At 65.0% G+C, this 23,121-nt stretch carries 26 protein-coding genes; 10 read left to right on the top strand and 16 right to left on the bottom strand.

Going from position 1 to position 23,121, the window contains the following annotated elements; all coding sequences use genetic code 11:
• Nucleotides 1-15: 15 nt before the first annotated feature.
• The 7 genes from hyi (at nt 16) to ABCR88_RS09145 (ending at nt 7,596) form a co-directional block, all read left to right on the top strand.
• Nucleotides 16-798 carry a hydroxypyruvate isomerase gene (hyi, locus tag ABCR88_RS09175; protein WP_011060034.1) on the top strand — a complete coding sequence of 261 codons (783 nt, stop codon included), beginning with the start codon at nt 16-18 and terminating at the stop codon, nt 796-798.
• 105 nt (nt 799-903) lie between these two features.
• Nucleotides 904-1,797 (top strand): 2-hydroxy-3-oxopropionate reductase, encoded by an 894-nt coding sequence (locus ABCR88_RS09170; RefSeq protein ID WP_011060033.1) that lies wholly within the window; start codon nt 904-906, stop codon nt 1,795-1,797.
• Nucleotides 1,798-1,950: 153 nt separating this feature from the next.
• The gene (locus ABCR88_RS09165; RefSeq protein WP_337153733.1) at nt 1,951-3,231 is read left to right on the top strand and encodes a glycerate kinase; all 1,281 of its coding nucleotides are present in this window, start codon (nt 1,951-1,953) and stop codon (nt 3,229-3,231) included.
• Nucleotides 3,221-4,636: a pyruvate kinase gene (pyk, locus tag ABCR88_RS09160; RefSeq protein ID WP_047284607.1), complete on the top strand. Its 1,416-nt coding sequence runs from the start codon at nt 3,221-3,223 to the stop codon at nt 4,634-4,636. Before ABCR88_RS09165 ends, pyk begins: the two co-directional genes overlap by 11 nt.
• 101 nt (nt 4,637-4,737) lie before the next feature.
• Entirely contained in the window at nt 4,738-5,658 is a 921-nt protein-coding gene (locus ABCR88_RS09155; protein ID WP_325985693.1) for an urea transporter, read from the top strand.
• 21 nt (nt 5,659-5,679) lie between these two features.
• The gene (locus ABCR88_RS09150; RefSeq protein ID WP_041116716.1) at nt 5,680-6,504 is read left to right on the top strand and encodes an ion transporter; all 825 of its coding nucleotides are present in this window, start codon (nt 5,680-5,682) and stop codon (nt 6,502-6,504) included.
• Between the two features lie 90 nt (nt 6,505-6,594).
• Nucleotides 6,595-7,596 carry a sulfate ABC transporter substrate-binding protein gene (locus ABCR88_RS09145; RefSeq protein WP_011060028.1) on the top strand — a complete coding sequence of 334 codons (1,002 nt, stop codon included), beginning with the start codon at nt 6,595-6,597 and terminating at the stop codon, nt 7,594-7,596.
• A 65-nt stretch (nt 7,597-7,661) separates the two neighbouring features.
• Here the strand turns inward: ABCR88_RS09145 and ABCR88_RS09140 are convergent, their stop codons facing one another.
• Nucleotides 7,662-8,111: a Rid family hydrolase gene (locus ABCR88_RS09140; RefSeq protein WP_350404447.1), complete on the bottom strand. Its 450-nt coding sequence runs from the start codon at nt 8,109-8,111 to the stop codon at nt 7,662-7,664.
• 134 nt (nt 8,112-8,245) lie between these two features.
• Nucleotides 8,246-8,875, bottom strand: a complete 630-nt coding sequence (locus ABCR88_RS09135; protein ID WP_041116712.1) for a hypothetical protein — start codon at nt 8,873-8,875, stop codon at nt 8,246-8,248.
• Between the two features lie 245 nt (nt 8,876-9,120).
• Here ABCR88_RS09135 and ABCR88_RS09130 point away from each other — a divergent pair, with 245 nt between their 5' ends.
• Entirely contained in the window at nt 9,121-10,329 is a 1,209-nt protein-coding gene (locus tag ABCR88_RS09130; RefSeq protein ID WP_041116710.1) for an MFS transporter, read from the top strand.
• A 70-nt stretch (nt 10,330-10,399) separates the two neighbouring features.
• Here the strand turns inward: ABCR88_RS09130 and ABCR88_RS09125 are convergent, their stop codons facing one another.
• From ABCR88_RS09125 to ccmA, 11 genes are all read right to left on the bottom strand, one after another.
• A complete protein-coding gene (locus ABCR88_RS09125; RefSeq protein ID WP_350404446.1) occupies nt 10,400-11,542 on the bottom strand; it encodes a hypothetical protein in 1,143 nt (380 codons plus the stop codon).
• A gap of 118 nt (nt 11,543-11,660) precedes the next feature.
• A complete protein-coding gene (locus ABCR88_RS09120; RefSeq protein WP_123430243.1) occupies nt 11,661-12,062 on the bottom strand; it encodes a hypothetical protein in 402 nt (133 codons plus the stop codon).
• Between the two features lie 14 nt (nt 12,063-12,076).
• Entirely contained in the window at nt 12,077-13,288 is a 1,212-nt protein-coding gene (gene ccmI, locus ABCR88_RS09115; protein ID WP_123430242.1) for a c-type cytochrome biogenesis protein CcmI, read from the bottom strand.
• Nucleotides 13,285-13,755, bottom strand: coding sequence for a cytochrome c-type biogenesis protein (locus ABCR88_RS09110; RefSeq protein WP_350404445.1), 471 nt, complete (start codon nt 13,753-13,755; stop codon nt 13,285-13,287). Before ABCR88_RS09110 ends, ccmI begins: the two co-directional genes overlap by 4 nt.
• The gene (locus ABCR88_RS09105) at nt 13,752-14,288 is read right to left on the bottom strand and encodes a DsbE family thiol:disulfide interchange protein (RefSeq protein ID WP_011060021.1); all 537 of its coding nucleotides are present in this window, start codon (nt 14,286-14,288) and stop codon (nt 13,752-13,754) included. Before ABCR88_RS09105 ends, ABCR88_RS09110 begins: the two co-directional genes overlap by 4 nt.
• A complete protein-coding gene (locus tag ABCR88_RS09100) occupies nt 14,285-16,273 on the bottom strand; it encodes a heme lyase CcmF/NrfE family subunit (protein ID WP_041116703.1) in 1,989 nt (662 codons plus the stop codon). The genes ABCR88_RS09105 and ABCR88_RS09100 overlap by 4 nt, the downstream gene beginning before the upstream one ends.
• A gap of 3 nt (nt 16,274-16,276) precedes the next feature.
• On the bottom strand, nt 16,277-16,732 hold the full coding sequence (gene ccmE / locus ABCR88_RS09095; protein ID WP_041116701.1) for a cytochrome c maturation protein CcmE: 456 nt from the start codon (nt 16,730-16,732) through the stop codon (nt 16,277-16,279).
• The gene (gene ccmD, locus ABCR88_RS09090; RefSeq protein WP_011060018.1) at nt 16,729-16,905 is read right to left on the bottom strand and encodes a heme exporter protein CcmD; all 177 of its coding nucleotides are present in this window, start codon (nt 16,903-16,905) and stop codon (nt 16,729-16,731) included. Before ccmD ends, ccmE begins: the two co-directional genes overlap by 4 nt.
• Nucleotides 16,902-17,657 (bottom strand): heme ABC transporter permease, encoded by a 756-nt coding sequence (locus ABCR88_RS09085; RefSeq protein WP_011060017.1) that lies wholly within the window; start codon nt 17,655-17,657, stop codon nt 16,902-16,904. The genes ccmD and ABCR88_RS09085 overlap by 4 nt, the downstream gene beginning before the upstream one ends.
• A gap of 90 nt (nt 17,658-17,747) precedes the next feature.
• On the bottom strand, nt 17,748-18,416 hold the full coding sequence (gene ccmB / locus ABCR88_RS09080) for a heme exporter protein CcmB (protein WP_011060016.1): 669 nt from the start codon (nt 18,414-18,416) through the stop codon (nt 17,748-17,750).
• On the bottom strand, nt 18,413-19,048 hold the full coding sequence (gene ccmA, locus ABCR88_RS09075) for a cytochrome c biogenesis heme-transporting ATPase CcmA (RefSeq protein WP_011060015.1): 636 nt from the start codon (nt 19,046-19,048) through the stop codon (nt 18,413-18,415). Before ccmA ends, ccmB begins: the two co-directional genes overlap by 4 nt.
• Nucleotides 19,049-19,244: 196 nt before the next feature.
• Here ccmA and ABCR88_RS09070 point away from each other — a divergent pair, with 196 nt between their 5' ends.
• Nucleotides 19,245-20,828 (top strand): flagellar hook-length control protein FliK, encoded by a 1,584-nt coding sequence (locus ABCR88_RS09070; protein WP_350404444.1) that lies wholly within the window; start codon nt 19,245-19,247, stop codon nt 20,826-20,828.
• Nucleotides 20,825-21,154 (top strand): EscU/YscU/HrcU family type III secretion system export apparatus switch protein, encoded by a 330-nt coding sequence (locus ABCR88_RS09065; RefSeq protein ID WP_053149771.1) that lies wholly within the window; start codon nt 20,825-20,827, stop codon nt 21,152-21,154. The genes ABCR88_RS09070 and ABCR88_RS09065 overlap by 4 nt, the downstream gene beginning before the upstream one ends.
• Nucleotides 21,155-21,214: 60 nt before the next feature.
• Here the strand turns inward: ABCR88_RS09065 and ABCR88_RS09060 are convergent, their stop codons facing one another.
• The 3 genes from ABCR88_RS09060 to ABCR88_RS09050 form a co-directional block, all read right to left on the bottom strand.
• Nucleotides 21,215-21,607, bottom strand: a complete 393-nt coding sequence (locus ABCR88_RS09060) for a DUF2802 domain-containing protein (RefSeq protein ID WP_011060012.1) — start codon at nt 21,605-21,607, stop codon at nt 21,215-21,217.
• Entirely contained in the window at nt 21,608-22,090 is a 483-nt protein-coding gene (locus ABCR88_RS09055) for a chemotaxis protein CheW (protein ID WP_011060011.1), read from the bottom strand.
• 79 nt (nt 22,091-22,169) lie between these two features.
• Nucleotides 22,170-23,048 (bottom strand): CheW domain-containing protein, encoded by an 879-nt coding sequence (locus tag ABCR88_RS09050; protein ID WP_350404443.1) that lies wholly within the window; start codon nt 23,046-23,048, stop codon nt 22,170-22,172.
• Nucleotides 23,049-23,121 lie beyond the last annotated feature (73 nt).

The following is a 23,121-nucleotide window of genomic DNA, read 5'->3' as shown; positions in this document are numbered from 1 at the left end:
CCACAGGAGACCACCATGCCGCGCTTTGCTGCCAACCTGTCCATGCTGTTCACCGAACAGGACTTCCTCGCCCGCTTCAAGGCGGCCGCCGATGCCGGCTTCAGCGGCGTCGAATATCTGTTCCCCTACGAATTCAGCTCTGCCGAAATCAAGGCGCAGCTTGACGCCCACGGCCTGAGCCAGGTGCTGTTCAACCTGCCGGCCGGCGACTGGGCCAAGGGTGAACGCGGTATCGCCTGCCTGCCCGACCGGGTCGAGGAGTTCCGCGCCGGGGTCGACCTGGCCATTGCCTACGCCCAGGTCCTGGGCAATACCCAGATCAACTGCCTGGCAGGCATCCGCCCACAGGGCGCCGATGAAGCCCTGGTGGAAAAGACCTTGGTCGCCAACCTCAAGTACGCCGCCGACAAGCTCCAGGCCGTGGGCATCAAGCTGGTGATGGAAGCCATAAACACCCGCGACATTCCCGGCTTCTACCTCAACAATACCGCCCAGGCGCTGTCGATTCGCGAGCAGGTGGGCAGCGACAACCTGTACCTGCAATACGACATCTATCACATGCAGATCATGGAGGGAGACCTGGCGCGGACCATGGCCAACCACCTGGGCCAGATCAACCACATCCAGCTGGCGGACAACCCCGGGCGCAACGAGCCGGGCACCGGCGAGATCAACTACCGCTTCCTCTTCGAGCACCTGGACCGCATCGGTTACCAGGGCTGGGTCGGTTGCGAGTACAAGCCGCTGACCACCACTGAAGCCGGCCTTGGCTGGCTGAAAACCCACAACGCAATCTGAACCTGTACCTGCGTAGGAGCCGGCTTGCCGGCGAAGAGGCCCGCAAGACCGCCTTCGCTGGCCAGCCAGCGCCCACAAGGTCCCGTTGAATAGAGGATTTTTATCATGGCTAAAATCGGATTTATCGGCACCGGCATCATGGGCCACCCAATGGCCGCCAACCTGCAGAAGGCCGGTCACAGCCTGCTGCTCTCGGAACACCACGGCAAGGCTCCGGCCGACCTGATCGCCGCCGGCGCCATCGCCCTGGCCTCACCCCGGGACGTCGCCCAGGAAGCCGAGTTCGTCATCATCATGGTCCCCGATACCCCCCAGGTCGAAGACGTGCTGCTGCGCGCCGACGGCGTGGCCGCCGGGATCGGCAAGGGCAAGATCGTCATCGACATGAGCTCGATCTCGCCCACCGCTACCAAGGCCTTCGCCGCCAAGATCAACGAAACCGGCGCCCAGTACCTGGACGCCCCGGTGTCCGGCGGTGAAGTCGGGGCCAAGGCCGCCACCCTGAGCATCATGGTCGGTGGCGACAGCCAGGCCTTCGAACGTGCCCTGCCGCTGTTCCAGAGCATGGGCAAGAACATCACCCTGGTGGGTGGCAACGGTGACGGCCAGACTGCCAAGGTGGCCAACCAGATCATCGTCGCCCTGAACATCCAGGCCGTGGCCGAAGCCCTGCTGTTCGCCTCGAAGAACGGCGCCGACCCGGCCAAGGTGCGTGAAGCACTGATGGGTGGCTTCGCTTCCTCGAAGATCCTCGAAGTGCACGGCGAGCGGATGATCAAGGGCACCTTCGACCCGGGCTTCCGCATCAACCTGCACCAGAAGGACCTGAACCTGGCCCTGAGCGGTGCCCGCGAGCTGGGCATCAACCTGCCCAACACCGCCAACACCCAGCAAGTGTTCAGCACCTGCACCGCCATCGGTGGCGCCAACTGGGACCACTCGGCCCTGATCAAGGGCCTGGAGCACATGGCCAACTTCTCGATCCGCGAGAAGAAATAAGCAGCATCCGTAGCCGCTGCCGCAGGCTGCGCCAAGGTTCGCAGGAAACGCCTCACGGCGGGCCAGGGACAGGCCCTGCTGACCTTGCCGCCGCCTGAGGTGGCGGCTACACCCGTTTCAAGCCCCCCATAACAAGAAATCCGGGAGCCCGCCATGTCGGTCGATCCGCAAAAATTCCTCCGTGAGCTGTTCTCCACAGCCATCGACGCCGCCCACCCGCAACAGGTTCTGCAAGACCATCTCCCCAGCGACCGCAGCGGCCGCGTCATCGTCATCGGCGCCGGCAAGGCCGCCGCGGCCATGGCCCAGGTGGTCGAGCGCAGCTGGCAGGGCGAAGTCTCCGGGCTGGTGGTTACCCGCTACGGCCACGGCGCCCCCTGCAGCAAGATCGAAGTGGTCGAAGCCGCCCACCCGGTACCCGACGCCGCCGGCCTGGCCGTGGCCAAGCGCGTGCTGGAACTGGTCAGCAACCTGTCGGAACAGGATCGGGTGATCTTCCTGCTGTCCGGTGGCGGTTCGGCGCTGCTGGCCCTGCCAGCCGCCGGCATCACCCTGGTGGACAAGCAGGCCATCAACAAGGCCCTGCTCAAATCCGGCGCCACCATCGGCGAGATGAACTGCGTGCGCAAGCACCTCTCGGCGATCAAGGGTGGACGCCTGGCCAAGGCCTGCTGGCCGGCCACGGTCTACACCTATGCGATTTCCGATGTACCCGGCGACCTGGCCACGGTCATCGCCTCCGGCCCCACCGTGGCCGACCCCAGCACCTCGGCCGAGGCCCTGGCGATTCTCAAGCGCTATGGCATCGACGTACCGGCCGCGGTCCGCAGCTGGCTGCAGAGCCCCGAGTCGGAAACCGTCAAGCCCGGTGACCCGTGCCTGGCGCGCAGCCACTTCCAGCTGATCGCCCGGCCCCAGCAGTCCCTTGAGGCGGCGGCCGTGAAGGCTCGCCAGGCCGGCTTCAGCCCTCTGATCCTCGGCGACCTGGAGGGCGAATCCCGGGAGGTGGCCAAGGTCCACGCCGGCATCGCCCGTCAGGTCGCCCTGCACGGCCAGCCCCTGGCGGCGCCCTGCGTGATCCTCTCCGGCGGTGAAACCACGGTCACCGTGCGCGGCAATGGCCGTGGCGGGCGCAACGCGGAGTTCCTCCTGAGCCTCACCGACAGCCTCAAGGGCTACCCGGGCATCTATGCCCTGGCCGGCGACACTGACGGCATCGACGGTTCCGAGGACAATGCCGGGGCCATCATGACCCCGGACAGCTACGCCCGCGCCGCGGCCCTGGGCCTGAGCGCCAGCGACGAGCTGGACAACAACAACGGCTATGGCTACTTCGCGGCGCTGGGGGACCTGATCGTCACCGAGCCGACCCGCACCAACGTCAACGACTTCCGCGCCATCCTGATTCTCGAGACCCCCAAACATGACGCCTGACAAGAAGGTCAAAATCCTCGCCACCCTGGGCCCGGCCATCGACGGCATCGAGGACATCCGTGAGCTGGTACAAGCCGGGGTGAACATCTTCCGGCTCAACTTCAGCCACGGCGCCCATGCCGACCACGCCCAGCGCTACGAGTGGATCCGCCAGGTAGAGCGCGAACTGAACTACCCCCTGGGTATCCTCATGGACCTGCAAGGGCCGAAGCTGCGGGTCGGCACCTTCGCCGAGGGCAAGGTGCAACTGGTGCGCGGCCAGGCCCTGCGCCTGGACCTCGACGCGACCCCGGGCAACGCCCAGCGGGTCAGCCTGCCGCACCCGGAGATCATCGCCGCCCTGGAGCCGGGCATGGACCTGCTGCTGGACGACGGCAAGCTGCGCCTGCGGGTGATCGCCAAGCACGCCGATGCCATCGAGACCACCGTGCTCAATGGCGGTGAGCTGTCGGACCGCAAGGGGGTCAACGTGCCCCAGGCGGTGCTCGACCTCAGCCCGCTGACGGCCAAGGACCGTCGCGACCTGAGCTTCGGCCTGGAACTGGGGGTGGACTGGGTGGCCCTGTCCTTCGTGCAGCGCCCGGAAGACATCCGTGAAGCCCGTGCGCTGATCGGCGACAAGGCCTACCTGATGGCCAAGATCGAGAAGCCTTCGGCCGTCACCCAACTGCGGGAAATCGCCGAGCTGAGCGACGCGATCATGGTGGCCAGGGGCGACCTGGGGGTGGAAGTACCCGCAGAAAGCGTGCCGCAGATCCAGAAAAACATCATCAGCACCTGCCGCCAGCTGGGCAAGCCGGTGGTGGTGGCCACCCAAATGCTCGAATCCATGCGTTTCTCCCCTGCGCCGACCCGGGCCGAGGTCACCGACGTCGCCAACGCTGTGGCCGAGGGCGCGGACGCCGTGATGCTGTCGGCGGAAACCGCTTCCGGCGAATACCCGCTGGAGGCCGTGCAGATGATGAGCAAGATCATCCGCCAGGTGGAAACCGGCCCGGACTACCAGGCCCAGCTGGACGTCAGCCGGCCCCAGGCCGAGGCCACGGTCTCGGACGCCATCAGCTGCGCGATCCGCCGGGTGTGCAGCATCCTGCCAGTGGCGGTGCTGGTGAACTACAGCGAATCCGGCAGTTCGACCCTGCGCGCCGCCCGCGAGCGGCCTTCGGTGCCGATCCTCAACCTGACGCCGAACCTTGCCACTGCTCGCCGCCTGACAGTGGCCTGGGGCGTGCATTCGGTGGTCAACGACCGGCTGCGCCAGGTCGACGAGGTGTGTGCCACGGCCCTGGAAATCGCCCAGGCCCAGGGCCTGGCCAAGCGCGGCGATACCGTGGTGATCACCACCGGTGTGCCGTTCGGCCAGCCGGGCACCACCAATTCGTTGCGCGTCGAAACCCTTCTCTGACCCGCAGCCCATGGCGCCGCTGACCGGCCAGAGCCTCCCGCAGAGGAGGCCTGGGCGGTCGGCGCAACCCTCGCCCAGGGGCCGCCCCACTGATTTGCATCATGCCTTCACAGTCTTTCAATGCCTTCTGCCCCGACTGGGCCACTGCCCTGCTTAACGGCTTCAGTCAGATCTTTCTCCAGCGCCATCCGCTGTGCGGCCTGCTGTGCCTGCTGGCGATCCTGGTCAGTGCCCCGGCGCTGCTCGGCGCTGCCCTGCTGGGTGCCCTGGCCGGGCTGCTGACCGCGCAACGCCGGGGGTACGCCAAGGCCGACCGCCAGGCCGGGCTGTTCAGCTACAACGGCGTATTGCTGGGCCTGCTGCTGGGCCTGTACCTGCCCTGGTCGGTATTGCTGCCGCCGCTGATCATCGCCGCCGGCGGCCTCAGCGCGATCATTACCCAGCAATGGCTCAAACGTGCCCGCAACCCCGCCAGCCTGCCGGCCTACACCGCGCCCTTCGTCGGCCTCGGCTGGCTGCTGCTGAGCCTGATCGAGCCGCTGCCCGCGGCCACCCAGGGCGTGCCCGGGCTATCGTTGGCGAACCTGCTGGGTGGGCTGTTCCAGGGCCTGGGGCAGATCATGTTCCTCGGCCAGCCCCTGGCCGGCCTGCTGATTCTGCTCGGCCTGCTGCTGGCCAGCCGCCGCGCGGCAGCCTGGGCCCTGTTCGGCTCCGCCTGCGGCCTGCTCTTTGCCCTGCTGCAGCAAGAGCATGCCCAGGCCCTGCAGGGCCTGGGCGGCTACAACTGCGCCCTGGTCGCCCTGGCCCTGGGCCAGCAGGCCCGGCCCCCCTGGCGGCCGCTGCTGGGGATGCTGCTGGCACTGCTGATCAGCCCGGGGCTGGTCGCCCTGGGTCTTGCGCCCCTGACCGCACCCTTTGTCCTGGCCTGCTGGCTGGTGCACACCGTCGACCGAGTGCTGGGCCGCAGCGTGCGGGGCGACACGCCTTGCGCTCCCCCGGCAAATCCCCCTAGGCTTCGCTGACTTTCGATTCAGGCGATTTCCATGGGCAACAGCGACAACTGGCGGCAGCGCCTCTACGTAATGATCTTCCAGACCGATACGGTGGCGGGGAGGCGCTTTGACAGCACCCTGCTGCTGATCATCCTCGCCAGCCTGGTGATCGTGATTCTCGACAGCATTGATGAGGTGCACAGCAACTACGCCGACGTCCTGGCCTACATCGAATGGGGCTTCACCCTGATCTTCGCCATCGAGTACGGACTGCGCCTGTACTGCTCCCCCCGGCCGCTGCGCTATGCCTTCAGCTTCTATGGCCTGGTGGACCTGCTGGCGATCGTCCCCGGCATCCTCGCCCTGTACTACAGCGACGCCCAGTACCTGTTGATCATTCGAATCATCCGCATGCTGCGGATCTTCCGCGTGCTCAAGCTGTCGCCCTACCTGAAACAGGCCCATTACCTGCTCGATGCCCTGCGCGGCAGCAAACAGAAGATCCTGGTGTTCCTGCTCAGCGTCTGCACCCTGGTCACGGTGTTCGGCACCCTGATGTACGTGGTGGAAGGCCCGGAGCATGGCTTTACCAGTATCCCCAAGGGCATCTACTGGGCCATCGTTACCCTGACGACCGTGGGCTATGGCGATATCGTGCCCAAGACCGTGATCGGCCAGATGATTTCGTCCATGGTGATGATCACCGGTTACTCGATCATTGCCGTGCCTACCGGGATTTTCACCGCGGAGCTGGCCAGCGCCATGCGCGGCGAGCAGCTCAAGCACGACTGCCCGGTGTGCCGCAAGAACAGCCACGAACCGGCCGCCGCCTTCTGCTCTCGCTGTGGCAATGCGCTGTTCAAGAAACTGAAATAAGCAAAGTACTTTTTAATCTTTAAAGAGATATAGCGCCCCGGCTATAGTCGGCGGCAAATTGCCTTCACTCTCGAACAAAAGGAATGTGCAGTGAAAAAACTCTTCAGCGCCTCGCTACTGGCCGCCGGCCTGGCCCTGGGCAGCGTCGCCCAGGCCGCACCGACCCTGCTCAACGTGTCCTACGACGTGATGCGCGACTTCTACAAGGATTACAACGCGGCCTTCCAGAAACACTGGAAAGCCGAGCACAACGAGAACATCACTCTGCAGATGTCCTTCGGCGGGTCCAGCAAACAGGCGCGCTCGGTGATCGACGGTCTGCCGGCGGATGTCATCACCATGAACATGGCCACCGACATCAACGCCCTGGCGGACAACGGCAAGCTGGTGCCGGACAACTGGGTAACGCGCCTGCCGAACAACAGCGCGCCGTTCACCTCGGCCACCGTGTTCATCGTCCGCAAGGGCAACCCCAAGGCCCTGAAGGACTGGCCGGACCTGCTCAAGGACGGCGTGCAGGTGATAGTGCCCAACCCCAAGACCTCGGGTAACGGCCGCTACACCTACCTCTCGGCCTGGGGCTATGTGCTCAAAAACGGCGGCGATGAGAACAAGGCCAAGGACTTCGTCGGCAAGCTGTTCAAGCAGGCGCCGGTGCTCGACACCGGTGGCCGCGCCGCCACCACCACCTTCATGACCAACCAGATTGGCGACGTGCTGGTGACCTTCGAGAACGAGGCGGAAATGATCGCCCGCGAATTCGGTCGCGATCAGTTCGAGGTGATCTACCCGAGTGTGTCCGCCGAAGCCGAGCCGCCGGTATCGGTGGTGGACAAGGTGGTAGAGAAGAAAGGTACCCGCGCCGCCGCCGAGGAGTACCTCAAGTACCTGTGGTCGCCGGAAGGCCAGGAAATCGCCGCCAACAACTACCTGCGCCCACGGGACCCGAAAGTGCTGGCCAAGTACACCGATCGCTTCCCGAAAGTCGACTTCCTCTCGGTGGAGAAGACCTTCGGCGACTGGCGCAGCGTGCAGAAGACCCACTTCAACGACGGCGGGATCTTCGACCAGATCTACACCAACGCCAAGTGACCCCTAACGGGTGAATGAAAAAAGCGACCTCCGGGGTCGCTTTTTTTATGCCCCAGGCATGGCGCTCAGAGGGCTCGCGCCGGAGTGAACAGCGCCGCTTCGGCGACCTGATGGCGCTCCTCCAGCACCGCCTCCGCCTCGACTTCGATCAGCCACTCTGGCAGCGACAGCCCGCTGACGATGATCCACGAAGACGCCGGCGGCTGGCTGGCAAAGCGCTCGAGCAAGACTGCGCTGATGTGTTCCTGCTGGTCGCGGGCCGCTTCGGCGATGTAGATCCGCAGCATCACCACATCCGCCAGCCGGCCACCCGCCTCGGCCAGGACCCGCTCGATATTGTCAAAGGCCTGCTCGGTCTGCTCCCGCAGGCCCGGGCCCACGGTGCGCTCCTGCTCATCCACACCCACCTGGCCGGAAAGCAGCAGGCGCCGCCCACCGCGCACTTCCACCGCCTGGCTGAAACCGTATTGCAGGGAATTGAACACACTGGCTGGGTTGAACGTCGACTTTTCCATAAGGCACTCCCGGCGCATTGAACGACCGGAAACCGTAAACCAAGCCTTTGCCGACTTCCACTGCAACCCGCGCGCAGCAACATTTGGCAATGCAAGCCTCCACCCGCCAGGTGGCAAACCCGTGCAACAGCGGCCTACATCGGCGGCGCGACCCCATCCTTACCGGCGGAGATCGACTGCGCGGTGAGTTTGCCGTCATCGCTCTGGGTAACGAACATCACCACCTTGACCCCGACCTTGAGCAGGCTGCGGTCGCCGGGAGTCAGGTTGACGATGGGCACATCGTCCGGCACCAGGATCTTCTGCTGGCCGCCCTTGTAGTTGACGGTCAGGGTGCGGCCGTTGCTCACCACCAGGTCGCCGACGCTGCCGTTGGTCATGCTGCTGCCCTTGGCCAGGTCGAAAGGCCGGTGGCCATCACCCGTACCGGCCAACTGCGGTGGAAACACATGCACTTCCAGCGCCTTGAGGGTGCCGTCGGCCATGGGCATGGCCGCCGAGCCGATGTAGCTACCGGGCTTGATGTCCTCGATATTGGCCAGGGTCACGGCACGCACCTGGGTCTGGGGCGTCAGCTCGATGCTGACATTCTCCCCACTGTTGACGTGTACCCGCACCACGTCGCCGCCGACCCCGGTGATTTCCCCGCGTACGCCAATGCGCATGCCCGGCGCATCCTGGGCCAGGGCCGCGGTGCTGCCCAGCAGGAACGCCAGGGCCAGGCATTGAAGGTTGCACAACAAACCAGGCAAAGACCGATTCATGGAACGGATTCCTCAAGGCAATGGGTGCACAGAGCCCGTCAGTCGACTGCAAGGCCCCGGGGGAGCATGAGCATGCTATCGAACAGGATGTAAGTAAATGTATCATCGCCCCTCGACAGCGACACGCCCCGGTACTCAACGGGCCTTCATCATTCGATCGCTGACCTTTGCCACCCGGCCCGCTCCATCGCTTTGCCACGGTGGCTTGCCGACCTCGCTCCTTGCGCTTGCCCCAGAGATCGCCAATGAATTCCACGACCCAGGCTCTGCCCACCGGCAGCGCGACAATGACCCGAGGCATGGTGCTGCTGTTCGCCTTCTGCTGCGGGGCCATAGTCGCCAACATCTACTACGCCCAACCGATCATCGAGCTGATTGCCCCGGACCTCGGCCTGTCCAGCGCCCTGGCCAGCCTGATCGTGTCGCTGACCCAGATCGGCTACGCCCTGGGCCTGTTCTTCCTGGTGCCCCTGGGCGATTTGCTGGAAAACCGCCGGCTGATGATCTGCACCACCCTGGTGGCGATTGCCAGCCTGCTGGGCGCGGCCTTTATCCAGCAGCCCAATGCCTTTCTCCTGGTGTCGCTGTTGATCGGCTTCAGTTCGGTGTCGGTGCAGATCCTGATTCCCTTGGCCGCGCACCTGGCCCCCGAGGAAACCCGGGGCCGGGTGGTGGGCGGGATCATGGGCGGCCTGCTGCTGGGGATTCTCCTGGCCCGGCCGGTGTCCAGCGTGGTGGCCGACCACTTCGGCTGGCGGGCGATGTTCATCGCCGCGGCGCTGCTGATGGCGGCCATCAGCCTGGTGCTGATGCTCACCATTCCCAAGCGCCAGCCGGCCCACAGCGCCACCTATGGCCAACTGCTGCATTCCCTGGGCAACTTGCTGCGCCAGCAACCGGTACTGCGCCAGCGCGCCTTCTACCAGGGTTGCCTGTTCGCCACCTTCAGCCTGTTCTGGACCGCCGCACCGCTGGAGCTGGCGCGCCAGCACGGCCTGAGCCAAAGCCAGATCGCGATCTTTGCCCTGGTGGGCGCCATCGGCGCCATCGCCGCGCCCATCAGCGGGCGCCTGGCAGATGCCGGCCATACCCGCATCGCCTCACTGCTGGCCATGCTGCTGGCGGCCCTGAGCTTCATCCCCAGCCTGGTGCATCCGGCCTACAGCGTGATCGGCATGGCCGTGACCGGGGTGGTCCTGGATTTCTGCGTGCAGATGAACATGGTGCTCGGCCAGCGCGCCGTGTACGCCCTCGACGCCCACAGCCGCAGCCGCCTGAATGCGCTGTACATGACCAGCATCTTCATCGGCGGTGCCTTTGGCTCCTCGATTGCCAGTGCGGTGTACGAGCATGGCGGCTGGCTGGGCATCGTGCTGGTGGGCAGCGCCTTCCCGCTGCTGGCCTTGATGCGTTTCCTGCTGGTGCGGGACAACCGCCGCCCGGCCCGGGCCTGAGGAAAAGGCGCGGCGCCCTTGCCCCTGCCCGGAGTTGCCCGGGCAGGCAAGCTGCACAGGAGCGGGCGCCTCAGATGCGTTCGCGCACCAGGACTTCGATATTGGCCGCCGCCCCCCAGAGCCGCAGGCGCCCGATCAGGCCGACATCGGTTTCCCCCACCAGGTACAGAGTGTCGATGGTCTGGGTCGCGGCCCATTCGACGAACTCGCTGCTGTCGAAGTCGGCCAGGCTGGCCAATTGGAATTCACTTTCATAGAAGCCCGGGGTGACCGGGACCGGGGTGTCCTGGGGGCCGGGCGCGCCGATGAAGTCGCAGCCCAGGTGCACCACGCCCCAACGGGCTACCCGCCAATTGCCCAGGGCTTCATCCAGCCGAGCCCGGGCGCCACGGGCAAAACCCAGGCCATCGATGACCACGCGGCGGTTGATGATCAGCCACAGCTTGCGCCGCCGTGGTGCCTTGAGCAGCACTTCGGCGGTGACCTTGGAGGCGCGCAATGCCAGGGCGATCACCAGCAGCAAGGGCACGAAGTAGCTGTAGAGCCTCTCGGTAGCGCTGACCGTTACCAACCCGTACAGGCGCCGCACCTCGGCCCGCTGCTGCTCCAGTTCCTTGAGGCTTTCACTCAAGCCCTGCAGCCACTGGCGGATGGGAGCCGCCGTGTATTCGCCGCGGATATCCCCCAGCGCCTGCTGCACCTTGGCCTCTGCCAAGGCCGAAAGGCGCCCGTCCGCGGTGCGCTCCAGCGCTGCAAAACGCTCGCACAGGCTGCTGACCTGGGCCGCATCCTGGGGCTCGTAGCGAGCGATGGCCGCCTTGCAGTGCTCCACGCCCAGCATATCCTCGATCTCCGTGGCCACGCGCCGCTGCAGCCCGGCCTGGGCCTGCTGCGCCAATTGGTAGTCGGTCTGGAACCAGTCCACGCGCACCGCCTGGGTGGCGCTGATCAGGGCCAGGGACGCCAGCAGCAGCCAGGCGTAGTCCACGCGCTTCCAGCCGATCTCGCCCAAGCGAAAGACCGAAATCAGGCTCCAGCAGAAGAAGTAGTACATGAAGACGAATGCCAGCAGCAGGCACACCGGCTCCAGCGACAGGTAGATCAGCTCCGGCACCTCGGCCGGGCCAAAGCCATACACCAGCAACAGCACACAGATCAGCGCAAGCCAGAACACCATCGGCGTGAAATAGGGTTTGTTCAGGTCATTCTTCATCGGGCGCTCAACGGCTGATACTCGGGACACCCCGCTGTATCGGCCAGGCATCCCGAGGCTTAAATAATCCAGCCCGGGCGCAGGCTCTGGCCTGCGCCTCTGCGCTTATCGGACAGGGTTACTGGAACTGGTGACCAAGCCCGGCGGGCACACCATGGATATCGGTGTCTTCCCAGGGCCCGTCAGGGCTGATGGAGCGGCTCCAGCCATTGTTCCAGCGGTAGTAGGTGCGCTGGCGGTAGAAGGTGTTGCTCTGGTCATCCAGCACATAGACCCCCAACCGCGCATCCCAATGGCTGTGCCCGCCCGGTGGCGGCGCGAAGCTGGCGGAAGTGCGTGGCAGGGGCTTGGCGGCGGGGATCGGCGCGCTGGGCGTACCCGGCGCCGTGGACGGGGCCGGGCGTGTGCTCGGCCCTGTCGGCGGGATCGGCTCGGAGCTGGTGGGCACCGGTCGATGGACCGTACATGCGCTCAACCCCAGGACCAGTGATAACAGGGTGATACGAGCGATGGCGGTCATGGCGGCTTCTCTGATTATTGATCCGGGCTGTCGATGGTCAGCTGCTGGGCAGCGGTGGTGCTGCTGGCCAGAGGCTGGCTGCGCCCGACCCACTCGCCGGCCGTCGGCTGGCCGGCGCGTGACACGCGCGCAACCAGTTGGACTTCAGGGAAGTTCGACAGTTTCAACTGCGGCATCATCGCGTCGGCATCCGCCAGCTCGACCGTGGCCGGCAAGTCGGCCACGGTCAGGCGCTTGGCCGCCAGCGGCGCGGGTGGGCCCTGGGTGGCGCGAGCGAAGATGAACACGCTGTCGCCCGGCTGGACCTTGGCCTTGAGCTCGGCCGCCAGGTCGACCCTGACCTTGAGCACCGCGCCCTTGGCCTGAGCCTTGGTCGCAGGTTCGCTGGCAACCTTGCCGCCACTGGCCACCAGCTTCTCGCTGGCGCGGTCGATACCGCCCTGCAACGCGGCGCGGGAGTTGTCGTCCGGCGGCAGTTGCGCCTGCAGGCGCTTCCAGTAGTCGATGGCTTCCTGGAAACGCCCGCCTTCGAAGGCGGCGATCCCCAGCAGCCCGAGGCTGGTGACTTCATTGGGGTCGGCTTTCAGGGCTTCGTCGGTCAGGCCCTGGACCTTGTCCGACCATTGCTTGTTGTCGGCAAAGTACTGCGCCTGGGCCCATTGCCCCAGCAGCTCGGGCTGGCGCCCGGCCAGGGCCACGGTGCGTTCGAAGATCTTCGCCGCGTCCGCCGGCCGGTCCTGGGCCATGTAGGTACGGCCGAGGAAGTACAGGCCTTCGGCGGAATCCGGCTGGGCCGCTACCGCACGCTCCAGGCGCCGGGTCATTTCCTCCATGGACTGTGGCGCCTGGGCGAACTCCCGGGTCAGCTCGACCTTGTCGCTGGCACCAAAATGCAGGTACAGGCCCAGGCCCAGTACCGGCACCAGCAGCGCCGCCAGCAACGGCAGCGGCTTGCCCAGGCGCGAAGTGCGCACGTTAGCGCTGCCTTCGGTATCGGCCAGCAGTTCGCGCGCGGCTTCGGCACGGCCGCTGTCCATCTGTTCGGCACTGAGCACGCCTTCCTGCTGCTGGCTGTGCAGTTCGGCCACGCGCTCTTCATAAAGCGCCACGTTCAGCGCGGTACGATCCTCTTCACGCTGAGCGCGACGCTCACGCAATACCGGGATCAACAGGAAACTCAGGGCAATCAGGAGCAGCAGGCCTGCCGCAAGCCAGAAATCAATCATGGGTGGTTTTTATCCAGCAGTTGGTCGAGGCGCTGACGCTCTTCGACGGAAAGCGTGTTCGGGATGTCGCTGCGCTGCACGCGCCGACGCCGGACAATCACGACAATGATCACCAGCCCGCCCAGCAGCAACCCGGCGGGGCCGAACCAGAGCAAGGCAGTCTTGCCGGTCAGGGCCGGCCGGTAGCGCACGAAGTCACCGTAGCGATCGACCATGAAGTCGATGATCTGCTGGTTGTCCTTGCCCTCGCCGAGCATGCGGAAAATCTCTTTGCGCAGGTCGGCGGCAATCGGCGCGTTGGAATCGGCGATGTCCTGGTTCTGGCACTTGGGGCAGCGCAGTTCCTTGGTCAGCTCGTGAAACCGTTCGCGATCAGTGTCGTTGGCGAACTGGTAGGTGTCGATGGCGGCATGGGCCATGCCGGCGATGCCCAGGCCCAGGATGGCGGCGGCTAACCAGCGCTTCATGGCTTGGCCTCGTCGACCAGGGCCTGGTACTTGGCGGCCAGTTGCTCGCGCCACACCACTTCGTCGATCACCCCGACGTACTTGTCGCGGATGATGCCCTTGGCGTCGATGAAAAAGGTTTCCGGAGCGCCGTAGACGCCCAGGTTCAGGCCCAGGGAGCCCTCCTCGTCACGCACGTCCAGCAGGTAGGGATTGTGGAATTCGGCCAGCCACTTCAGGGCATCGGCGTTGACGTCCTTGTAGTTGATGCCATAGATCACCACACCCTTCTCGGCCAGCTTGTTCAGTACCGGGTGCTCGACCCGGCAGGAAATGCACCAGGTGCCCCAGACGTTGACCAGTGCAGGCTTGCCCAGCAGGTCGGCGCGGGTCAGGGTCTTGTCGCCCTGCACCGACGGCAGGGAGAACTCCGGGAACGGCTTGCCGATCATCGCCGACGGCAGTTCGGCCGGGTCCAGGTACAACCCGCGATAGAGGAACACCGCCACCACCAGGAACACCGCCAGGGGCAGCATCATCATCCAGCGTCTCATGCCGTAGCTCCTGTCATGCCCAGCGCTTCGCGCACGCGGCTTTTAACCTTGACCCGGTAGCGCCGGTCCAGGGCCGCCAGCAAGCCACCGAAACCGGTGAGCAGGCCGCCGAACCAGATCCAGCGCACGAACGGCTTGACGTGTACCCGCACCGCCCAGGCGCCATCGCCCAGGGGCTCGCCAAGGGCCACATACAGGTCGCGGGTGAAGCCGGCATCGATCCCGGCCTCGGTCATCATCGAACTCTGCACGGTATACAGGCGCTTCTCCGGGTGCAGCACCGCCACTTCCTTGCCATTGCGCACCACACGCACGGTGCCCTTGTCGGAAGTGAAGTTCGGCCCTTCGAAGTGCTTGGCGCCTTCGAAGACGAAGTGATAGCCGGCCAGCTCCATGGACTCACCCGGCGCCAGGCGCAGATCGCGCTCGGCGCTGTTCTGGCTCGACAGCACCACGCCCAGGGCGCAGACCGCGATGCCCAGGTGCGCCAGCTGCATGCCCCAGTAACTGCGGGTCAGGCTCGGCAGGCCCTTGATCAGGCCCTTGTGCCGGGTCTTGTCGACGATGTCGCGAGCCCCGGCCAGCAGCACCCAGGCCGCCAGCAGGAAGGTCGCCAGCACGGCCCAGTTGAAGTCGCCATAGGCGATGCCCGCAACCACGGCCAGGGCCACGCTGCCCAGCAGTACCGGGCCGAGCATGCCCACCAGCCATTTCACCGGGGTGTCTTTCCAGCGCACCAACACGCCCACCGCCATCACCACCATCAGCAGGGCCATCAGCGGAATGAACAGCGCGTTGAAGTACGGCGGGCCCACCGACAGCTTGGCGCCGGTCAGGGCGTCCAGCACCAGCGGGTACAGGGTGCCGAGGAGAATCATCGAGGCCGCCACCACCAGCACCAGGTTGTTGCCCAGCAGCAGGGTTTCCCGGGACCAGAGGTTGAAGCCCACCTGGCTCTTGACCACCGGCGCGCGCAGGGCGAACAGGGTCAGCGAACCACCCACCACGAACAGCAGGAAAATCAGGATGAACACGCCGCGCTCAGGGTCGGAGGCGAAGGCATGCACCGAAGTCAGGACGCCGGAACGCACCAGGAAAGTCCCCAGCAGGCTCAGGGAGAAGGCGGCAATCGCCAGCAGCACGGTCCAGCTCTTGAACACCCCGCGCTTTTCGGTGACCGCCAGGGAGTGGATCAGCGCCGTGCCCACCAGCCAGGGCATGAACGAGGCGTTTTCCACCGGGTCCCAGAACCACCAGCCACCCCAGCCCAGTTCGTAGTAGGCCCACCAAGAGCCCAGGGTGATGCCGATGCCGAGGAAGGCCCAGGCGACAATGGTCCAGGGCCGCGACCAGCGAGCCCAGGCGGCGTCCAGGCGACCGCCGAGCAAGGCGGCGATGGCGAAGGCGAAGGCCACCGAAAAACCCACATAGCCCATATAGAGCATCGGCGGGTGAACGATCAGGCCAATGTCCTGCAACAGCGGGTTGAGGTCGCGACCATCGGCCGGCACTTGGGGCAGGATCCGCGAAAACGGGTTGGAGGTCATGATCAGGAACAGCAGGAAGCCGGTGCTGATCATGCCCATCACCGCCAGCACCCGGGCCAGCATCACCTGGGGCAACTGGCGCGAGAACACCGACACGGCGAAGGTCCAGCCACCGAGGATCAGTGCCCAGAGCAGCAGCGAGCCTTCGTGAGCCCCCCACACGGCACTGAACTTGTAGTACCAGGGCAAGGCGCTGTTGGAGTTGCTGGCGACATAGGCCACCGAGAAATCGTCGCTCATGAAAGCGTAGGTCAGGCAGCCGAAGGCGAACGCCAGGAAGGCGAACTGGCCCCAGGCAGCCGGCTGGGCCAGGCTCATCCACAGGCGATCACCGCGCCAGGCCCCCAGCAGCGGCACCACGGCCTGGACCAGGGCGAAGCACAGGGCGAGGATCATCGCCAGGTGACCGAGTTCGGGAACGAACAGTGCGGAACTCATGGCTTAACCCTCTTTCGCTGGTGTCGGTGCCGATTGGCCGCTGTCTTTCAGGGCCTTGGTGACTTCCGGCGGCATGTACTTCTCGTCGTGCTTGGCCAGCACTTCATCGGCCACCACCACGCCATCGGCGTTGAGCTTGCCCAGGGCAACGATGCCCTGCCCTTCGCGGAACAGGTCCGGAAGGATGCCGCGGTAGGTGATGGTCACCGACTTGTTGAAGTCGGTGACGACGAATTTCACGTCCAGGGAGTCGGCGGAACGCTGCAGGGAACCGGCCTGGACCATGCCGCCGGCGCGGATCCGCGTGTCCAGCGGTGCTTCGCCATTGGCGATCTGGCTCGGGGTGTAGAACAGGTTGATGTTTTCCTTCAGCGCGCTGAGGGCCAGGCCGACGGCAATGCCGACACCGAGCAGAATCGCCAGGATGATCAAAAGACGCTTTTTACGCAGCGGATTCACTTACCGTTCTCCCGGCGCAGACGACGCGCCTCTTGTTGCAGATAGCGCTTGCGCGCCAGGATCGGCGCCACCAGCTCACGAGCCAGGACCACCAGGCAAATGCCATAGGCCGACCAGACGTAGAGGCCGTGATGGCCCATGGCGAGAAAATCGCTGAAGGATGCAAAGCTCATCGGGCGGCCTCCAGGCTGCGTTGGACTTCGGCCTTGACCCAACTGGTCCGGGCTTCACGCTTGAGCACCTCAAGGCGCATGCGCAGCAACAGCAGCACACCAAAGAAACAGTAGAAACCCAACGAGGTCAGCAGCAGCGGCAGCCACATTTCCACCGGCATTGCAGGCTTTTCGGTCAGGGTGAAGGTCGCGCCCTGGTGGAGGGTGTTCCACCATTCCACCGAGTATTTGATGATCGGGATATTCACCACGCCGACAATCGCCAGCACCGCACAGGCCTTGGCGGCGCTGTCACGATTGCTGATGGCGGCATTGAGCGCAATCAGACCTGCGTACAGAAACAGCAGGATCAGCATCGACGTTAGTCGGGCATCCCAGACCCACCAGGAACCCCAGGTCGGCTTGCCCCAGATAGCCCCGGTCACCAGGGCCAGGAAGGTGATCGAGTGCCCGATAGGCGCCGCGCATTGCAGGGCGACATCGGCCAGTTTCATTTTCCACACCAGCCCGACCACACCGCACACGGCCAGCATGACGTAGCAGGACTGGGCCAGCATCGCCATCGGCACATGGATGTAGATGATGCGGAAACTGTTGCCTTGCTGGTAATCCGGTGGCGCAAAGGCCAGGCCCCAGACCACGCCGATGCCGATCAGCAACACGGCGGCAACACTCAGCCAGGGCAGCAGCTTGCCACTGATGCCGTAAAACCATTTAGGCGAGCCGAGCTTATGAAACCAAGTCCAGTTCATTCACTATTTCCATCACGGGTGCTTTTCGTGGTCGAAAAGCCTGGGTCTTTTCTCAGAAAGAAGTGATCAAAAAATGATCAGACCTCATTATTATTCGCCGACGCTGATCTTCAGGCCAGCCGCTATTGCAAAGGGTGTCAAGGTTACTGCCAGGGCGGTCAGGCTCCCAAGCCAGAGCAGGTAACCGGTTGCCGGCATGCCCTGCAATGCCGCCTGCAGGGCGCCACTGCCGAGAATCAGTACCGGGATGTACAACGGCAGGATCAGCAGCGCCAGCAGCAGGCCGCCACGCTTGAGCCCCACCGTCAATGCCGCGCCTACTGCGCCCAGCAGGCTGAGCACCGGGGTCCCCAGCAGCAGGGACATCAGCAGCACCGGCAGACAGGCGGCAGGCAGCCCCAGCATCACCGCCAGCAAGGGCGCGAGCAAGACCAGTGCCAACCCGGAAAACACCCAGTGTGCCAGTACCTTGGCCAGAACCAGAAGAGCCAGGGGGTGCGGCGAAAGGACCCACTGCTCCAGGGATCCATCCTCGAAATCACTGCGAAAAAGCCCGTCCAGCGAGAGCAGGACGGACAATAGGGCCGCTACCCAGACCAGCCCCGGAGACAAGGTTTGCAACAATTGTGTCTCAGGTCCCACGGCCAGGGGGAACAGTGCGACAACGATTGCGAAAAATACCAAGGGGTTGGCCAATTCCGCCGGGCGCCGGCACAACAGGCGCGCTTCACGGGCCACCAACAGGGCAAACACGCTCATGCGGCCCACCGTCCCAGGTCAATGTCACGGTAGCCGGAAGGCATGCGGGCCAGGCTGTGGTGGGTGGTCAGGACCACCATGCCGCCGCGCTCGCAATGGCCCGCCAGGTGTTCTTCGAGCTGGGCCACGCCCTGCTTGTCGAGGGCGGTGAAGGGCTCATCGAGTATCCACAACGGCGGGCTGTCCAGGTACAGCCGCGCCAAGGCCACGCGGCGCTGCTGGCCGGCGGAAAGGGTATGGCAAGGCACATCCTCGAAACCGCGCAGGCCGACCGCCGCCAGGGCCTGCCAGATCGCCTCGCGCCGGGCAGGCTGGTGCAGGGCACAGAGCCAGCTGAGGTTCTCCTCGGGGCTCAACAGCTCCTTGATGCCGGCGGCATGGCCGATCCACAACAGGTTGCGGGCCAATTCCGCGCGCTGGGCGTGCAATGGCTGGCCATTGAGCAGCACCTGGCCGCTGGTGGGCTGCATCAACCCGGCCAGCAGGCGCAGCAGGCTGGTCTTGCCGCTGCCGTTGGGGCCGCTGATCTGCACCATGTCGCCGCCCGTCAGACGCAACTCGAGGTGTTCAAATAGCATCCGCCAATCGCGCTCACAGGCGAGTGCTACGGCTTCGAGAAGAGGGCTGGTCAAGGGATAGCGGGCCTTTACAGGTTCAAGTCGGCAACGGAGCGGCCGTTAAAGAGATGCAGGATAAATGCATTGGCGGCCTGTTCTAGAGAGCTGCGTCAAACAATTGCAATGTTTTCACCACTCCCCCAAAGACGGGCGGCATTATACATGCGAAGCCCTACGCTTATGAGGGCTAATTTCCACAGGTTGTGTCCGAATGACAGGCGAAATGAACATCCTGCCTGCGCCCCAGGTGCCCGCGTCCGGCGCCTCGCGCCCCCAGGCGATCAGCGGGGAACTGCTGAAGCTGGTGCCGCCCCTGGAAGGCCTGATTGCCGCCGGCCAGAGCGCCAAGGCCGAAGTGCTGTCGCTCAAGCAGACCGACCAGACGTTCCAGTTGCTGCTCAAAGTGACCCTGGACAACGGCCGGCAAACCACTTTGCAGGCCACCAGCAATCAACCCCTGCCCCAGGGCACCAGCCTGGCGGTCACCCAACCCTCGGCGGGCAACCTGGCGATCACCGTGCAACAGGCCATCGCCTCCAGTGTCGCCGCCCTGACCCGCCTGGACACCAGCCAACTGCCCCCCGGCACCCTGATCCAAGCCAAGGTGCTGACCAGCCAGATGCTGCCCCAGGGCACCAGCCAGCCGGCGATCTATCGCTCCTTGGTGAGCCTGCTCAACACCGCACAGAGCGGCGCCACCCTGAGCATCGAAAGCCCGCAGCCGCTGCGCATCGGCAGCCTGCTCAGCGCCCTGGTCTCGGATGCCCAGACCCTGAATTTCGTCCCCCTGAGCAGCCGTCAGGAGCAATTGGCCATCGCCGCCCAACTGGCCAGCCAGCAAAGCCGCCAGGGCTCCCTCAGCGGCTTGATCAACGCCCTGCAGAACCTGCCCGCCGACAGTGCCCCCTCGACCACATTCACTGACCTGCGCGCTGCCGTCGAGCGCCTGCTGGCCGGCCTGCCCGATGTGCAGCAACTGAGCAACCCACGCGGCGTGGCCCAGGCCTTGCTGGGCAGCGGCCTGTTCCTGGAAGCTCGGCTGCTGGCCGGGGCCAACCCAGGGCAGGTGCCGGACATGAAGGCCGACCTGTTGCGCCTGATCGCCCAGCTGACCCCGGGCCTGCCCTCCTCCACCAGCTTCAACGCCATCCTGGCCGCCAACACCCTGGCCCAGTCGCTTCCCAGCTTCGTGCGCAGCGCCCTGGGTACCCTCGGCCAGGTCAGCGCCAAGGCTTCGCCCACCGGCTTTCCATTGCCGGAACGGTTGCTGCAGAGCCTGGAAGGCGAAGGTGACCTGGAACAACTGCTGCGCCTGGCCGCCGCGGCCGTATCGCGCTTGCAGAGCCATCAACTGTCGAGCCTGGAGCAAAGCGGCCTGACCGACGATGGCCGGCTGTTGAGTACCTGGCAGTTGGAAATCCCCATGCGCAACCTGCAGGACATCGTGCCCTTGCAGGTCAAGCTGCAGCGCGAAGAGGCGCCGGAACCGGAGCCGGAACACAAACGCGAGGAACGTGAGCCCAAGCAGGCCCTGTGGCGGGTCGACCTGGCCTTCGACCTGGAGCCTCTGGGCCCGCTGCAAGTCCAGGCACAGCTGATCCAGGGCCGGCTGTCCAGCCAGCTCTGGGCCGAGCGCCCCTATACGGCGAGCCTGATTGAAAGCCACCTGGGCAACCTGCGCGAACGCCTGCTGGCCTCGGGACTGAATGTCGGCGACCTGGATTGCCACCTCGGCACTCCGCCCCAGGGCCCGCAAACCCGATTGGAACAACGCTGGGTGGACGAAACCGCATGAAGCACTCTGCGCCACCACGCCAGGCCATCGCCCTCAAATACGATGGCCAGCAGGCTCCGACCCTCACCGCCAAGGGCGATGACGAACTGGCCGAAGCCATCCTGAAGATTGCCCGGGACTATGAAGTCCCGATCTACGAGAACGCCGAGCTGGTGAAGCTGCTGGCGCGACTGGAACTGGGCGAGAGCATTCCGCCGGAGCTGTACCGGACCATCGCCGAGATCATCGCCTTCGCCTGGAACCTCAAGGGCAAGTTCCCGGCAGGGCATGATCCGCAACGGGCGGAACTGGAGAAGGACATCACCGAACGCGGCGACGATTACTGATACAGCCCGGCCGCATGAAGGCCCCAGGGGCCTTTTTTGCAGCGGGCGCTCGCGGCTACATCAGCCTTTGTGCAGCTTGCTGACCAGCTCCGCTTCGGCCTGGGTGAGGCCGCAGGACTGGGTCAGCTCGTCGACGCTGGCGCCCATGCCCACCAGGCGCGCGGCCTGGGCGAACGACAGGCTGGAAGGGTCACGCTGCTCCAGCTGGGCCAGCTTGTCCGGCAAAGGCGCTACCACAGCGCGCAACTCGTGCAGGTCCTCGCCCATGCGCACCGTACCGCTCTGGTAATGGTCGACGCGCTTGGCCAGCTCCTTGATCCGCTGGTCGCGCACGGCGTCACCCTCAGCCTGCTGGGCAGCAATCTGCCGCTGGTTGCGGGTGTAGGACAGGAACAGAGCCAGAGTGGCGACCCAGAGGATCGCCAGGACAATTACCGCTACCTCGAGGATCAATCAGATACTCTCCAGTTCCGACCATTCCTCTTCGCTCATCATCTTGTCCAGCTCAACCAGAATCAGCAGTTCGCCGTTCTTGTTGCACACGCCCTGGATGAACTTGGCCGACTCTTCGTTGCCGACGTTCGGCGCGGTCTCGACTTCCGACTGGCGCAGGTAAACCACTTCGGCGACGCTGTCCACCATGATCCCGACCACTTGCTTGTCGGCTTCGATGATGACGATCCGGGTGTTGTCGTTGACTTCGGTCGGCACCAGGCCGAAGCGCTGGCGGGTATCGATCACGGTCACCACGTTGCCGCGCAGGTTGATGATCCCCAGCACGTAGCTGGGTGCGCCCGGCACCGGAGCGATCTCGGTATAGCGCAGCACTTCCTGGACCCGCATCACGTTGATGCCGTAGGACTCGTTATCCAGCTTGAAGGTGACCCATTGCAGGATCGGATCTTCGGAACCCTGTGCAGACGACGACTTATTCATACCCTGACCCCTCAAATAACCGTTGAAAACGGCGTGTGTTCTGTGTGGCCACGCCCGACGGACGCGGCCTGTTGTTGGTTTACTTCGGCTTGTGGGCCGCTTGACTGATCGCCATCTGCTTGGCGCCACCGGTGGCGATCAATTCCGCCAGTTCGGCAACATCGAGCAAGGCGCACATATGTTCAATCACCGTGCCGGCCAGCCACGGGCGTTGGCCACGGTGACTGCGCCACTTGATTTCATTGGGGTCCAGGCGCAGCGAGCGGCTGACCTGATGCACCGCCAGCCCCCACTCATAGCCCTGGACCGAGATCACGTACTGCAGGCCCTGGCGGAAATCGTCGCGGTAGCGATCCGGCATGACCCAGCGTGCGGTATCCAGCACCTTCAGGTTGCCAGCCTGGCTCGGCAGGATACCGAGGAACCATTCCGGCTGGCCGAACAGCGGCGTCAGCTCCTGCCCGGCCAGGGAATAGATCGAGCCCAGGCACACCAGGGGCACCGCCAGGGTCAGGCCCGCGACATCGAACAACAGGCACTCGAACGGCTCTGCCGCCCAGGCGGGACGATCGCTGCCGGTGACCGGAGGCGGCGTATTGCTCGGCGGCAAGTGCACTTCCACCACGGGCGGCACCAGGGCCTGGAGCATCGGCACCACGGGCGAGAGGGTGCTTGGCATGGGCTCCGGTGCTTCCAGCACAGGGGTGGCAACGGGCTCTGGCGCAGCAACCGCAGGCGCCGAGTTCTGCTGGAGCTCGGCGTCACGGGCCTGCTCTTCCAGTACCGCGGCCTGGAATTCATCCAGCACTTCACTGGAGGCTTCGACCACTACCGGGGCGGGCACCGGGATCGGCGGCGGTGGCAGCAACTCCTCGTCGGTGGCGTCCTGCAGCAAAGCGTCCAGGTACGACTGCAGCGCCAACTGCGGTCGGCTCTTTACATCCAGAGGACGGTTCATGAGGATGCCCACGCTAAAACCCCGATACAGTGACCTGTAGGGGTTATCGGCCGGGCGGCGTGGCGACTTGAAT

The sequence above is a fragment of the Pseudomonas sp. W17 genome (assembly GCF_040268305.1).
GTDB classification, from domain to species: domain Bacteria; phylum Pseudomonadota; class Gammaproteobacteria; order Pseudomonadales; family Pseudomonadaceae; genus Aquipseudomonas; species Aquipseudomonas protegens.
This window is presented reverse-complemented; position numbering and strand designations above follow the sequence as displayed.